This is a genomic window from Vibrio sp. OPT46, from assembly GCF_015163535.1.
GTDB classification, from domain to species: Bacteria; Pseudomonadota; Gammaproteobacteria; order Enterobacterales; family Vibrionaceae; genus Vibrio; species Vibrio alginolyticus.
The window spans coordinates 1-12370 of sequence record NZ_JADDYG010000481.1 but is presented as its reverse complement, the minus strand read 5'-3'; the positions used below and the strand labels follow the sequence as shown (position 1 = coordinate 12370).

The window sequence follows — 12370 nt, the reverse complement described above, 5'->3', positions numbered from 1 at the left end:
TCGATGTAGCTCGTAACGAGTTCTTCTGGTGCGATAAGGTGATCAACAGGAATAGCGCCAGATTTAAACAGGGCTTCTTTTTCTGCCAAGTATTCTGGAGAGCGAATACGCGCAACGCGGTTTGGGGTATTGAATAGAGTGAACGCGACCTGACAGGCGGCCATGTTGGTTTCATCAGTGTTGGTTACTGCGACGAGCATATCGGCGTCTTGCGCGCCAGCTTCGTGTAGCACGTCTGGATGGCTCGCATGGCCATTGACCACACGTAGGTCGTATTTGTCCTGCAATTCACGCAGTCGGTCGGCATTATTGTCGACGATGGTGATGTCGTTGTTTTCACCCACTAGGTTTTCTGCCAGTGTGCCGCCAACCTGACCTGCACCAAGAATAATGATCTTCATACTCTTTTCTCGTATCTGAAAAAGGCGATTGAAATCACTCCAATCGCCCTATTTAGCATGCTGTTACGCGTGTGTTTTAGTTAGCACTGCGTAGTAGAAACCATCCATATCTTCTTCGCCTGGTAGAATTTGACGACCAGGCTGGTCGGGATCAGAATCCAGCAGTTGCGCATCCGCGGTACGTGCTAAAAACGCTTTTACTTGCTCCACGTTTTCTTGCGGTGTGATTGAACAAGTCGCGTAAACCATTGTGCCGCCGGGTTTCAGTTGCGTCCACATGGCATCAAAAATTTCACTCTGTAGCTCTGCTAATGCGGCGATGTCGTCTGCACGACGTAGCCATTTGATGTCTGGGTGACGACGAATCACGCCAGTCGCAGAACATGGGGCATCCAGCAAAATGCGATCAAATTGCTCGCCTTGCCACCATTCTTGTGGATTACGCGCATCACCGCAAACCACTTTTGCCTGAAGGTTGAGACGCTTCAGGTTTTCATGCACACGTTTCAAGCGTGTGTCGTCGCAGTCAATCGCGACCACTTCACTGCCCGACGTGCGCTCTAGAATGTGCGCCGTCTTGCCACCTGGCGCAGCACAGCAATCTAAAATCCGTTCGCCGTCTTGTGGTTTTAGATAGTTGATCGAAAGCTGCGCCGCCGCATCTTGTACCGAAACCCAACCTATTTCAAAACCAGGTAGCTTCATCACATCACATGGTGCGGCCAATTTTATGGCGTCCATTGCTTCTGTGTGTGGCGTGCTATCAATGTTTTCATTTTTGAGCAGCGCAAGGTATTCATCACGAGTGTGGTGTTGATGGTTCACACGCAGCCACATTGGTGCTTTTTGGTTGTTCGCTTCAACAATGCTTTCCCATTGTTGTGGGTAGGCCTCTTGCAGCAGTTTTAGTAACCAGCTTGGGTGACCGTACTTGCCAGCGTTGTTGCTGACGGCCATTTGGTCGAGTTCTTCTTGGTTGCGCTGGTAGTTACGCAATACCGCGTTAATCAAACCACGCAGACGAGGACCTTTCAGCTCTTTAGTGCCTTCAACCGTTTCACCAACTGCTGCGTGCGCAGGAATACGCATGAAGCTCAGTTGGTAAATACCAACCAGAATTAGGTGATGGAATACACGTTGTTTGCCTTTGAGCGGCTTATCCATCAACTGGTTTGCGATCATTTCTAGGCGAGGGAGGTAACGTAGCGCACCGTAACAGATCTCTTGTAACAGAGCGTGGTCACGAGGTCGTACCGTTTGTTGAGCCGCTGGAAGAGCGCTTGAAAGTGAGTGGCCCTTGTCGACGACAAGATACAGGACGTTAGCAGCCGCAGCGCGAACATTCATGATGAGTACCTTAAAGTAAAGGAGGGCATCTCTGCCCTCTAAAAGTTCGTATAATTGGGGATGATAACCCCTAATATGGCTTAAACCAGCAGAGTGCCAACTTCAAACCAAGCCGCACGCGAATTCAGAATATCCTGAACTGACATGGCTTTTTTGCCAGGAACTTGCAGTTGCTCTAGCACCAGTACGCCGTTGCCTGTCGCAACATAAATACCGGTTTTATCTGCTTGTACGATGGTGCCGGCTGGCTTGTCACTGGTTTGCTCTGCCACACGGCTTTGCCATACTTTGATGCTGTTTTCTGCCGCCTCAAAGTGGCTCATTGGCCATGGGTTAAATGCACGAACGCAGCGCTCAATGTGCGCCGCATCGTCGTTCCAGTTGATGCGTGCTTCTTCTTTGCTGAGCTTTTTCGCATAGTTCGCTAGCTCATCGTCTTGCTTCACTGGCACTGCTTTACCCGCAGCAATGTCTACTAGGCAGTCAATCAGGGCTTCTGGACCAAGCTCAGCCAATTTTTCGTACATTGAAGCGCTGGTATCTGTCGCTTCGATTGGCAGAGTTGCAATCTTCAGCATATCACCAGTGTCGAGACCGATGTCCATCTGCATGATGGTCACGCCAGTTTCTGCATCGCCCGCCCAAATAGAGCGTTGGATTGGAGCCGCACCACGCCAACGAGGTAGGATAGAACCATGTACGTTGATACAACCCAGTTTAGGGGTATCAAGAACCGCTTGTGGCAGCAGCATACCGTACGCCACGACAACCATGAGGTCGGCGTTCAGATCGGCAAGTTCTTGTTTCGCTTCGTCGGACTTAAAGCTTTCAGGTTGGTAAACCGGGATATTGTGTTCTAGCGCCAGTTGTTTTACCGGTGGCGCAGCCATTTTTTTGCCACGACCCGCTGGACGATCTGGGTTTGTGTAAACCGCGATGACTTCATGCTCCGAAGACAACAACGCCGCCAAGTGACGGGCGGCGAAATCCGGAGTACCTGCAAAGACAATTCGTAAAGACTGACTCAAGGTAGACTTCCTTCTAATTGGTATGGTTCGAGATTAAGCGTTTTGCTGCTTCTCGTTAAAGCGTTTGATTTTCGCTAGCTTGTCCTGAATGCGTTTGCGTTTCAGTGGCGATAGGTAATCCACGAACAGCTTACCTTGTAAGTGATCAAGCTCGTGTTGAACACAAATCGCTAGCAGGTCGTCGGCTTCAAAGGTGAACTCTTTGCCATCACGATCCAGTGCTTTAACGGTAACTTCTGCAGCGCGAGGCACAAGTGCGCGCGCACCTGGTACCGACAGACAGCCTTCTTCGATGCCATCTTCGCCACGCTTTTCCAGAATCTCAGGGTTGATTAGCACCATCGGCTCATCGCGAGTTTCTGAAATATCAATCACTACGATACGTTTGTGGATATCAACCTGCGTTGCAGCAAGGCCAATACCTTCTTCGTCGTACATGGTTTCAATCATGTCATCGACGATTTTTTGAATCTCAGGTGTCACCGCTTCAACAGGCTTTGCGACTGTGCGCAGGCGATCATCCGGGAATGTTAATACTTGTAATACAGACATATTCACTCGAAATATTGAACTGTGCCGAAACAGCACAAACCTTGTTGGCTCAATTCTAGACATTTTATAGCCTAAATGACAGCATCCTTGCACCAATTTCCATTCTGGTTCCTGCTTAATAGACCAAGGACGAGGGTCATGAATCGAATTTTCCGCAACGTTGCCAGTGTTACGTTGCCGTTACTTTTCTCTTTCAACGCTGTAGCAAATGTGGATGCGAACCCACTGACTGTTAAAGATGATGCGCCACAAACATATGTAGTTGTGAAGGGCGATACGCTATGGGATATTTCGGCCATGTACTTAGATAGCCCGTGGTTGTGGCCTCGTTTATGGCAAGTAAACCCGGAAATCGATAACCCTCATTTAATTTATCCCGGTGACAAGCTGTCTTTGGTGTGGATTAACGGTCAGCCCGTGTTGAGCCTAAAACCGGTTAAGAAGCTGAGCCCGAAAGCTCGCATCACAGAAAAGAAAGCCGTACCAACGGTCGCGGAAGGTTTGGTGATGCCTTACCTTAAATCGGATCGGTTGCTAGATAAAGATTCGTTGAACAGAGCAGCAAAAGTGATGGGTAGCAGCAAAGGCAGTAAGTATCTGACTGCAGGAGATGTGCTGTATATCAATGGCAATCAGACCGCGACAGGTTGGGCTATTTATCGACCAGTAGCTACCTTTTCGCGTGACGATGTGTCCGAAGAGATTACCGCGCTGCGTTTGATTGCCAAAGGCGAGCTCGTTGAAGCTTCGAGTGATTATTCAGGTTTGAAGCTTAAATCGCAAATGCAAGAAATCCTACGTAACGATATCGCGTTGCCAAATCAATCGGTTGAGAATACTGACTTCACGACTACGTTCTATCCGCTGCCGTCGCCACAAGGCAGTTCTGCAAAGTTGCTAGGTAATATCGAAGGTATTCGCTTTAGTTCAACTAACCAAGTCGTGGTGATTGATAAAGGCACGTCAGATAATCTCAAGCAAGGCAGTGTGTTTGATTTAAAAGAAGACGCGCACCCAGTTTACAAAGACGGCGATGAGTTCAAGAAAGAGTTTGGCGTGCTTGATAAGAAAATCACTTTGCCTCAAAGCAAAGTTGGTGAGTTGCTGGTCATTCGTCCTTATGAGTACTTTAGCTTGGCACTGATCACTAACAGTACGAAACCCATTAACCAAGATATTTCGGTGGTGTCACCGTTGGCGGACGAATTAACCATCGATGAATCGACGAAATAACGATGATCTCGCTGCCTGGTTAAAACTGAGTTGTTTACCAGGCATTGGCGGCGTCAAAATGAATAAGCTACTGGCAAGAGACACGCCACGTAAAATCGTAAACTTCTCTCCTGAACAGCTACAACAACTTGGGTTAACAACTAAGCAAATTCAAGCTTGGGCTTCAACAGATAAAGAAGTCGATGCTTGTTTAAGCTGGCTTGAGGCTTCTACAAATCATCATATCCTGACACTGACTGACCCGCGTTATCCACCTCAACTCAAACAAATCGTTGCACCGCCACCTCTACTTTTTGTTCAAGGAAACCCTACTTGTCTCTCTCAGCCACAAATCGCGATGGTTGGCAGTCGAAATGCGAGTATTGATGGATTACAGCATGCACGTCAGTTTGCTGCAGAGTTTGTTCAGCACGATTTTATTGTCACCAGTGGTCTCGCTTTAGGCATTGATGGTCATGCGCATGATGGTGCGTTGCAAGCGGGTGGTAAGACGATTGCGGTGCTAGGATCTGGCTTAGAAAATATTTATCCGGCACGTCATCGTGGTTTAGCGCAACGTGTTATTGAACATGGGGCTTTGGTGTCTGAGTTTCGGCCTAATGCCAAGCCGCACCCAGAAAACTTCCCGCGTCGTAATCGTATTATTAGTGGATTATCGCTTGGTGTACTGGTCGTCGAGGCGGCGAAAAAGAGCGGCTCGTTAATTACAGCTCGTTACGCGCTTGAGCAAGGTCGAGAAGTATTTGCTCTGCCAGCGTCAATCAATGCCCCCAATGCCTGCGGTGGAAACCAGTTGATACGTCATGGCGCTTGCCTCGTAGAAAAGACGAAAGATGTCTTAGATGAAATACAGTCCTTGCTTGATTGGTCTATTAATCAGAGTACCGATTTATTTTCTACGTTAAATGATGAAGAAGAATTGCCATTTCCTCAGCTGTTAGCTAACGTAGGAAGTGAAGCTACACCGGTTGATATTCTTGCAAACAGGACCAATATACCTGTCCAAGAAGTCATGATGCAGCTCTTAGAGTTAGAACTCTCTGGGCATGTCGTTGCGGTTTCAGGTGGCTATATTCGAAAGGGGAGGGGCTAGCTATGATGATGGATATACTGATGTATCTATTCGAAACCTACATCCATAGCGATGCAGAGTTACAGGTCGAACAAGACGAGTTGGAAGAAGAGTTGCTTCGTGCAGGCTTCCAACAAAAAGATATCTACAAAGCCCTTGTCTGGTTAGAAGAGCTTGCCGCATTGCAGCAAAGTGACACCTCTTCTGCAATCTCGACTTGCATGGCTTCGTCATCAACTCGTATCTACACAGCGAAAGAGATGCAGCGTTTAGATTTGGAATGCCGAGGATTTCTATTGTTTCTCGAGCAAATCAATGTGTTAACCACAGAAACTCGCGAAATGGTGATTGACCGAGTGATGGGATTAGAAACGAGTGAGTTTGAGCTTGAAGACCTCAAATGGATCATTCTGATGGTGCTGTTTAATGTGCCTGGCAACGAAAACGCTTACACGCTAATGGAAGAGCTGTTGTACACCAAGGAACAAGGGATTCTTCACTAACCATCTGGGCAAGTTCGAGTTTAACTAGAATAAACGCGAGCTTGTCTTTTTGTGTGCTTTTCACGAAACGGTAAGTATGAGTAGTAAAATCGACAACACCCTTTTCTCTGCCCATGAACACGCTTTGGAGCACGAGCCGTGTCCAAAATGTGGTGGTGAGCTGACCCTCAAACATGGCAAACACGGTCCCTTTCTTGGCTGTAGCCACTACCCAAGCTGTGATTACATCAAAGCCCTGCACAACAATGATGGACACATCGTGAAAGAGTTGGGTGTGCCTTGTCCTGAGTGTGGCAATGAGTTGGTACTCCGCCAAGGGCGCTACGGCATGTTTGTTGGTTGCAGTAACTATCCGGCGTGCCATCATATTGAGTCGATTAATCAACCAGAGCCAGAAAAACAGTCGCAAGAGCATCAAGCGTGTCCTGAATGCGGTAAAGGTCATTTAGTTGAACGTAAAACCCGATTTGGTAAAACCTTCTACGCATGTGACAACTACCCTAAATGCAAATTTGCTGTGAACCTTGCTCCGGTCAAGGGGCGATGCGAAGAGTGTGGTTTTACTCTGTTGGTGGAGAAGAAACTTGCCAGTGGTGTGAAATTGCAATGTGCCAACCGTAAGTGCCAGCACACCCAACAAGGGTAAATGAATTAAAGGAATTGAAAAGGGTCGCATCGTGCGACCCTTTTGCTATTTATTCTGCTGCTTTTCTAGGCTTGCCACTGCTTGGCAAATTCATGCACAGCAGGGAAAGTCTGTTCATCCAAAACATCTGCTAATGCACAAAGTTTGCGATTAAGTTCGCCAGTGTAGTCACCACAGACGTTGATGTGGCCCATCTTGCGACCCGCACGTTTTTCTTTGCCGTACCAATGAATGTGGCAACCATCCATCGCTAGCAATGCTTCTGGTAGTGTATCTTCACCAAGAATATTAATCATCGAGGTTTCACGAACCAACTTAGTGCTACCCAAAGGCATGCCACACACGGCGCGTAGGTGGTTCTCAAACTGACAGGTTTCTGCACCCTGTTGAGTCCAGTGACCAGAGTTGTGTACGCGTGGTGCGATTTCATTAACTAGCAAAGTACCGTCAACATCGAAGAACTCCAGCGCTAGCACACCAACGTAATTCAAGCTGTTGGCAACGGCCGTGAACATCTGTTTTGCTTGCTCTTGCAACTCTGGTGCATCAATCGCAGTAGAAAGGCTCAATACACCATTGGTGTGGACGTTCTCTGCGAGAGGGTACACTTCAACGCTCCCATCTTTACCGCGAGCACCAACCAGTGATACTTCGCGGTTAAAAGGAACAAACTCTTCAGCAACAATCGCTTGAGTTGGTGTTGCCGCGATGCACTCTGCCATCTCAGTCCAAATGTCTTCGACTTGAGAAGTTTCTTTTAAGCGCCACTGGCCTTTACCATCGTAACCACCCAATGCACTTTTCAGAACCATTGGCATACCAACGTGTTCAATTGCGCGGTCAAAGTCTTCACGAGTTTCAATGACGTAGTATTTCGCGTTGCGCACGCCAGCATCATCAAGCAGTGCCTTTTCAATACGGCGATCACCACCTGCTTTGATGGCTTGCGTACTTGGTAGGAACTTGCCGCTCGCTTCGCAAACTTTGAGCACGTCATGTGGAATATGCTCGAACTCGGCAGTAATCACATCAACTTGCGTAATCGCATTTTCCAAACCATGGCCAAGTACCTGTTGAGTTAAAGGGTGAACGACATCACCGTTGGTGACATCGTAAGCTGAAATTTGAATATTCAGTGGCGCACCAGCCAGAGACATCATACGAGCCAACTGACCCGCACCAAGAACCAGTACATGCATCTGATTAATCCTCTGCAGGGTTTGGATTTGCGAGAACTGTTTCCGTTTGCTCATTACGGAATGCTTCTACCTTCGCCATGATGTTTTCATCATGAGTGCCTAGGATTTGCGCTGCTAGGATACCGGCGTTTGCTGCGCCCGCTTCGCCAATCGCCAATGTACCAACCGCAATTCCCTTTGGCATCTGTACAATAGAAAGCAGTGAATCCATACCTTTCAGTGCACGAGACTGAACGGGAACCCCAAGCACTGGCAAACTAGTAAACGCCGCCGCCATACCTGGTAGGTGGGCTGCACCACCTGCGCCTGCGATGATAACTTTGATGCCGCGTTCTTTTGCGCCACTAGCGTAGTCAGCCAGTAATTGAGGAGTTCGGTGTGCTGACACGACTTTTGTTTCGTAAGGCACGCCAAATTGGTCTAGCATGTCCGCTGCTAGTTTCATGGTTGGCCAATCGGATTTAGAACCCATGATGATACCGACTTTCATCTCAAACTCCTTTAAGCTGCAAAAATTAGGTGAGCTATAAATTTGTGCGCATTATACGGGGATTTTTATCTCAAGCAAACGTTTGCGCCTTGTTGTTGGCGCTATTGATACATTTTATAAAAAAATTGCTTTAGTGTCTGAGAATGAATATTTGTACACTTAGTGAAAACAACACAGTCAAACAAATAGGAAGTAATCGGTGGATAACTTTGAACAAGTGCTCAACGCACTCAAGCAAGGCGAAGTGATTGCCTATCCAACAGAAGGGGTTTTTGGTGTCGGATGTGATCCAGATAACCCAGAAGCAATTCAAAAGCTATTAGAGCTCAAGCAGCGTCCGGTAGAAAAAGGGCTGATTCTCATCGCGGCAAGTTATGATCAGCTCTTGCCTTATATTGATGAATCTCAGTTGACTGGAGAACAATTACAGACTGTTCATGCCACTTGGCCAGGCCCATACACTTGGATCATGCCAGCGAGCGATAAAGTATCCAACTGGGTTTCAGGGCAGTTTGATTCAATTGCGGTTCGTGTGACTGATCATCCTTTGGTGCAAAAAATGTGTAATGCATTCGGAAAGCCGTTAACCTCTACCAGCGCGAATCTTTCCGGCTTACCACCGTGTATGACCACGGAAGAAGTCGAAGAGCAGTTGGGGGATAAGCTGGTCGCCATTCTTCGTGGCGAGACCAGCGGTCGTGATAAACCCAGCGAGATTCGTGACGCCAAAACTTCACAAATATTAAGACAGGGTTAACCCTGCTAGCCAGCCATCATTAGGTTTCACGTAATAGGTAATAACGTATGTCAGCGATCGATAAGCACGCCGTAAAGCAGTTCTTGATGTCACTTCAGGACTCCATTTGTCAGCAGTTAGAACAAGAAGATGGAAAGGCCGTCTTTGTCGAAGATGCATGGCAACGTGAAAAAGGAGAGCGTCTGGGTGGCGGTGGTCGCTCACGTGTTTTGCGTGATGGCCTTGTTTTCGAGCAGGGAGGCGTGAACTTCTCGCATGTGGAAGGGAAAGAAATGCCAGCATCTGCGACAGCGCATCGTCCAGAGCTAGCGGGTCGTCGTTTTGAAGCGATGGGTGTTTCTTTGGTTATTCACCCTAAAAACCCTTATGTACCGACTTCACACGCCAATGTCCGCTTCTTTATTGCAGAAAAAGATGGCGAAGACCCAATTTGGTGGTTTGGTGGTGGTTTTGACCTAACGCCGTTCTATCCATTTGAAGAAGATTGCCAATCATGGCACGACACTGCAAAACTGCTTTGTGCGCCATTTGGTGACGATGTTTACCAAGAGCATAAAGCATGGTGTGACAAATATTTCTTTCTACCACATCGTAATGAAACTCGCGGTGTTGGCGGTTTGTTCTTTGATGATCTAAACCAGTGGGAATTTGATAAGTGTTTTGCTTACATCAAAGCAGTCGGTGAAGGCTATTGCCAAGCTTACTTGCCGATCGTTTCTCGTCGTAAAGAGATCGAGTATGGTGAGCGTGAGCGTGAATTCCAACTATATCGTCGTGGCCGTTACGTAGAGTTCAACTTAGTGTATGACCGTGGTACCTTATTTGGTTTACAAAGCGGTGGGCGTACTGAGTCGATTCTGATGTCAATGCCGCCGCTCGCTCGCTGGGAGTACTGCTACGAGCCAGAAGCGGGATCGCCAGAAGCTGAACTTTACGAGCGATACCTAACGCCACGAGAGTGGTAAGCACGGAATCTCCTTTTCTATATAGATAGATAGTGATAGGGTCATCTGTAATCAGGTGGCCCTGTTTTCTCTATATCTAAGTAAGGAACAAAGGTAAGGAAATGACCCAGCAAATCGATCGCTATGCCGTGTTTGGTAATCCTATCGGACACAGTAAGTCGCCATTCATTCACACCTTGTTTGCTCGTCAAACTAATCAATCTTTGGTGTATACCGCAGAAAGTGCACCTGTTGATGGTTTTATTGACGCGGCGAAGGTGTTTTTTGCTGAAGGTGGCAAGGGGTGCAACATCACTATGCCATTTAAAGAAGATGCTTATCAATTTGCTAGTCGATTGACAGAACGGGCTCAGTTAGCAGGCGCGGTAAATACCCTCAAGAAGTTAGACGATGGTGAAATCATCGGTGACAACACTGATGGTGCAGGTTTAGTGCAAGATCTGCTTCAGCATCAGGTTGTATTGGAAGGCGCGCGAATCCTAATTATTGGCGCTGGTGGTGCAGCTCGTGGTGTTATTAAGCCACTACTCGATCAAAAGCCGACCTCTTTAACCATTACCAACCGTACCTTTAGTAAAGCACAGGAGCTTGCAGAGCTGTTTGTCTCTCACGGTCCTATCCGCGCCAAAGAGATGGCAAGTATTGATGAAGAGTATGATGTCATCATTAACTCCACATCCGCTTCTCTAAGTGGTGAACTGCCGACTATTTCATCCTCCATCTTTGCCGCTAACAGTACAAGCTATGACATGATTTATGGCAAAGGGGTGACGAGCTTTAACTTATGGGCAAAAGAGAATGGTGCCGCTCATGCGTATGACGGTCTTGGAATGTTAGTTGGGCAGGCTGCGGAAAGCTTTATGCTTTGGCGTGGCTTACGTCCTGGTGCTAAACAAGTTCTCAGAGAACTAAGAAAGAACCTTGAAGGTCAATAAGCGATGAATCAATCCATCTTATTCCCAGATATTCAATCATGGGATGAAGTATCACAATCGGTAAACTTTTCGGCGCAACAATCAGGCGCGCTAATAGAGTGCTTTGTGACGAAACAAAAGTTAGAAAAGCTCAGTGGTTCACTGATTGAAACTGAGCAAGCGGCAATTAAAGTGTTTACTGATTACCGATTCGACCTAGAAGAAATGGCTGAAGAGCTAATAGAAGATGAAGCCTTCAACGAAGAAGGCCATATCATCATCGGTTAACAGGGCTTTAGTTCAAGTCTTTTACTTCATTTAAGTAGTCGTTTTTGTTCTGCACATAGTTATTGGCAGACTTTTGCAAGAAAGCTCGTTCTTTTTCTGATAGAGGGCGAGCTTGTTTTACTGGGCTTCCAACATATAAGTAGCCACTTTCTAATACTTTCCCAGGTGGCACTAAACTGCCTGCTCCGATCATCACCTCTGACTCAATTACAACAGCATCTAAAACAATAGCTCCCATACCAACCAAAACACGATCGTGGATCTGACAACCGTGCAGCATCACTTTGTGGCCAATCGTAACGTCATTACCAATAATCAATGGGTAGCCGTTTGGGTTTTCGGCGTTCTTATGGGTGACATGCAAAACACTGCCATCTTGAATATTCGTTCGATCACCAATGTGAATGTGGTTTACATCACCTCGCGCTGCTACCAGTGGCCAAATGCTAGAATCATCGCCAATTCGGATATCACCGACTAAAACAGAGGTTGGGTCAACGTAAACACGCTCACCAAGTTCAGGCTTTATACCTTTGTAGCTTCTCATTGAGCTCATCTTTTTTCCTTATTCAGGGCGATTACAGGGTGTATGGAGGTAGAATAGTAGTGAAAACTCGCCTTTTAGAATAAAAAACACCCAAACGATAAAAAAATCAAAAAAAACGAGAAAAAGGGCTTGCCAATGTGATCGCAATCTCTATAATGCCACCTCGCTGACACGGCAACGCTTCGAAGCTTAAGTTTCGAAAGTAAGAAGCCAAGTTAGCAAGCCAAATTAGCCAAGCAGAAACGCTTGAAGAAAGTTTGAAAAAAGTGATTGACACTAAACTTTAACTCGCTAAAATGGCCGTCCTGTTTTGAGTAAAGCTCAACAGGAAAGCTCTTTAACAATATAGACCTATCAATCTGTGTGGGCACTCGTTGATGATAATCCAAATAGTTTCTTCGGAAACAATTTAGGTTTCAATGATACGA

Annotated in this window: 14 protein-coding genes and 1 pseudogene; 8 read left to right on the top strand and 7 right to left on the bottom strand. The window is 46.9% G+C overall.

Translation table 11 applies throughout. From position 1 onward, the window contains the following. From IQR33_RS20080 to def, 4 genes and pseudogenes are all read right to left on the bottom strand, one after another. A pseudogene (locus IQR33_RS20080) lies at positions 1 to 401 on the bottom strand (NAD-binding protein); the annotation flags it as partial. 63 nt (positions 402 to 464) lie between these two features. After that, positions 465 to 1748 carry a 16S rRNA (cytosine(967)-C(5))-methyltransferase RsmB gene (gene rsmB / locus IQR33_RS20075; RefSeq protein ID WP_017635608.1) on the bottom strand — a complete coding sequence of 428 codons (1284 nt, stop codon included), beginning with the start codon at positions 1746 to 1748 and terminating at the stop codon, positions 465 to 467. Between the two features lie 80 nt (positions 1749 to 1828). Further along, complete coding sequence (gene fmt / locus IQR33_RS20070) at positions 1829 to 2776, bottom strand: methionyl-tRNA formyltransferase (protein WP_017635609.1); 948 nt, start codon at positions 2774 to 2776, stop codon at positions 1829 to 1831. 33 nt (positions 2777 to 2809) lie between these two features. Next, a complete protein-coding gene (gene def / locus IQR33_RS20065; RefSeq protein ID WP_005379068.1) occupies positions 2810 to 3328 on the bottom strand; it encodes a peptide deformylase in 519 nt (172 codons plus the stop codon). Between the two features lie 138 nt (positions 3329 to 3466). Between def and IQR33_RS20060 the strand changes: the two genes are divergently transcribed. The 4 genes from IQR33_RS20060 (at position 3467) to IQR33_RS20045 (ending at position 6782) form a co-directional block, all read left to right on the top strand. Continuing rightward, positions 3467 to 4561 carry a LysM peptidoglycan-binding domain-containing protein gene (locus IQR33_RS20060; RefSeq protein ID WP_193837682.1) on the top strand — a complete coding sequence of 365 codons (1095 nt, stop codon included), beginning with the start codon at positions 3467 to 3469 and terminating at the stop codon, positions 4559 to 4561. Continuing rightward, the gene (gene dprA / locus IQR33_RS20055; RefSeq protein WP_193837683.1) at positions 4545 to 5654 is read left to right on the top strand and encodes a DNA-processing protein DprA; all 1110 of its coding nucleotides are present in this window, start codon (positions 4545 to 4547) and stop codon (positions 5652 to 5654) included. Before IQR33_RS20060 ends, dprA begins: the two co-directional genes overlap by 17 nt. 2 nt (positions 5655 to 5656) lie before the next feature. Beyond that, entirely contained in the window at positions 5657 to 6136 is a 480-nt protein-coding gene (locus IQR33_RS20050; RefSeq protein WP_005379074.1) for a DUF494 family protein, read from the top strand. Between the two features lie 76 nt (positions 6137 to 6212). Then, complete coding sequence (locus IQR33_RS20045) at positions 6213 to 6782, top strand: type I DNA topoisomerase (RefSeq protein ID WP_005379078.1); 570 nt, start codon at positions 6213 to 6215, stop codon at positions 6780 to 6782. A gap of 65 nt (positions 6783 to 6847) precedes the next feature. Here the strand turns inward: IQR33_RS20045 and IQR33_RS20040 are convergent, their stop codons facing one another. Further along, positions 6848 to 7981, bottom strand: coding sequence for a 5-(carboxyamino)imidazole ribonucleotide synthase (locus IQR33_RS20040; RefSeq protein WP_193837684.1), 1134 nt, complete (start codon positions 7979 to 7981; stop codon positions 6848 to 6850). Positions 7982 to 7985: 4 nt separating this feature from the next. Continuing rightward, complete coding sequence (gene purE / locus IQR33_RS20035; protein WP_005379082.1) at positions 7986 to 8471, bottom strand: 5-(carboxyamino)imidazole ribonucleotide mutase; 486 nt, start codon at positions 8469 to 8471, stop codon at positions 7986 to 7988. A gap of 199 nt (positions 8472 to 8670) precedes the next feature. Here purE and IQR33_RS20030 point away from each other — a divergent pair, with 199 nt between their 5' ends. The 4 genes from IQR33_RS20030 (at position 8671) to IQR33_RS20015 (ending at position 11395) form a co-directional block, all read left to right on the top strand. Further along, the gene (locus tag IQR33_RS20030) at positions 8671 to 9228 is read left to right on the top strand and encodes an L-threonylcarbamoyladenylate synthase (protein ID WP_065274970.1); all 558 of its coding nucleotides are present in this window, start codon (positions 8671 to 8673) and stop codon (positions 9226 to 9228) included. A 47-nt stretch (positions 9229 to 9275) separates the two neighbouring features. Then, on the top strand, positions 9276 to 10193 hold the full coding sequence (hemF, locus tag IQR33_RS20025) for an oxygen-dependent coproporphyrinogen oxidase (protein WP_065274969.1): 918 nt from the start codon (positions 9276 to 9278) through the stop codon (positions 10191 to 10193). 101 nt (positions 10194 to 10294) lie between these two features. Beyond that, positions 10295 to 11128, top strand: coding sequence for a shikimate dehydrogenase (aroE, locus tag IQR33_RS20020; RefSeq protein WP_065274968.1), 834 nt, complete (start codon positions 10295 to 10297; stop codon positions 11126 to 11128). Between the two features lie 3 nt (positions 11129 to 11131). After that, a complete protein-coding gene (locus IQR33_RS20015; protein WP_005379090.1) occupies positions 11132 to 11395 on the top strand; it encodes a DUF1488 domain-containing protein in 264 nt (87 codons plus the stop codon). A 7-nt stretch (positions 11396 to 11402) separates the two neighbouring features. Here IQR33_RS20015 and IQR33_RS20010 read toward each other — a convergent pair whose 3' ends face one another. Further along, entirely contained in the window at positions 11403 to 11951 is a 549-nt protein-coding gene (locus IQR33_RS20010) for a gamma carbonic anhydrase family protein (protein ID WP_033906568.1), read from the bottom strand. Between the last annotated feature and the right edge of the window lie 419 nt (positions 11952 to 12370).

What these genes read in the sequence shown, in the direction of transcription:
- IQR33_RS20040 (WP_193837684.1), bottom strand. Translation starts at nt 7,981, where the DNA reads ATGCATGTACTGGTTCTTGGTGCGGGTCAGTTGGCTCGTATGATGTCT.
- IQR33_RS20015 (WP_005379090.1), top strand. Translation starts at nt 11,132, where the DNA reads ATGAATCAATCCATCTTATTCCCAGATATTCAATCATGGGATGAAGTA.
- IQR33_RS20050 (WP_005379074.1), top strand. Translation starts at nt 5,657, where the DNA reads ATGATGATGGATATACTGATGTATCTATTCGAAACCTACATCCATAGC.
- purE (WP_005379082.1), bottom strand. Translation starts at nt 8,471, where the DNA reads ATGAAAGTCGGTATCATCATGGGTTCTAAATCCGATTGGCCAACCATG.
- aroE (WP_065274968.1), top strand. Translation starts at nt 10,295, where the DNA reads ATGACCCAGCAAATCGATCGCTATGCCGTGTTTGGTAATCCTATCGGA.
- rsmB (WP_017635608.1), bottom strand. Translation starts at nt 1,748, where the DNA reads ATGAATGTTCGCGCTGCGGCTGCTAACGTCCTGTATCTTGTCGTCGAC.
- hemF (WP_065274969.1), top strand. Translation starts at nt 9,276, where the DNA reads ATGTCAGCGATCGATAAGCACGCCGTAAAGCAGTTCTTGATGTCACTT.
- IQR33_RS20060 (WP_193837682.1), top strand. Translation starts at nt 3,467, where the DNA reads ATGAATCGAATTTTCCGCAACGTTGCCAGTGTTACGTTGCCGTTACTT.
- IQR33_RS20010 (WP_033906568.1), bottom strand. Translation starts at nt 11,951, where the DNA reads ATGAGCTCAATGAGAAGCTACAAAGGTATAAAGCCTGAACTTGGTGAG.
- dprA (WP_193837683.1), top strand. Translation starts at nt 4,545, where the DNA reads ATGAATCGACGAAATAACGATGATCTCGCTGCCTGGTTAAAACTGAGT.
- def (WP_005379068.1), bottom strand. Translation starts at nt 3,328, where the DNA reads ATGTCTGTATTACAAGTATTAACATTCCCGGATGATCGCCTGCGCACA.
- IQR33_RS20045 (WP_005379078.1), top strand. Translation starts at nt 6,213, where the DNA reads ATGAGTAGTAAAATCGACAACACCCTTTTCTCTGCCCATGAACACGCT.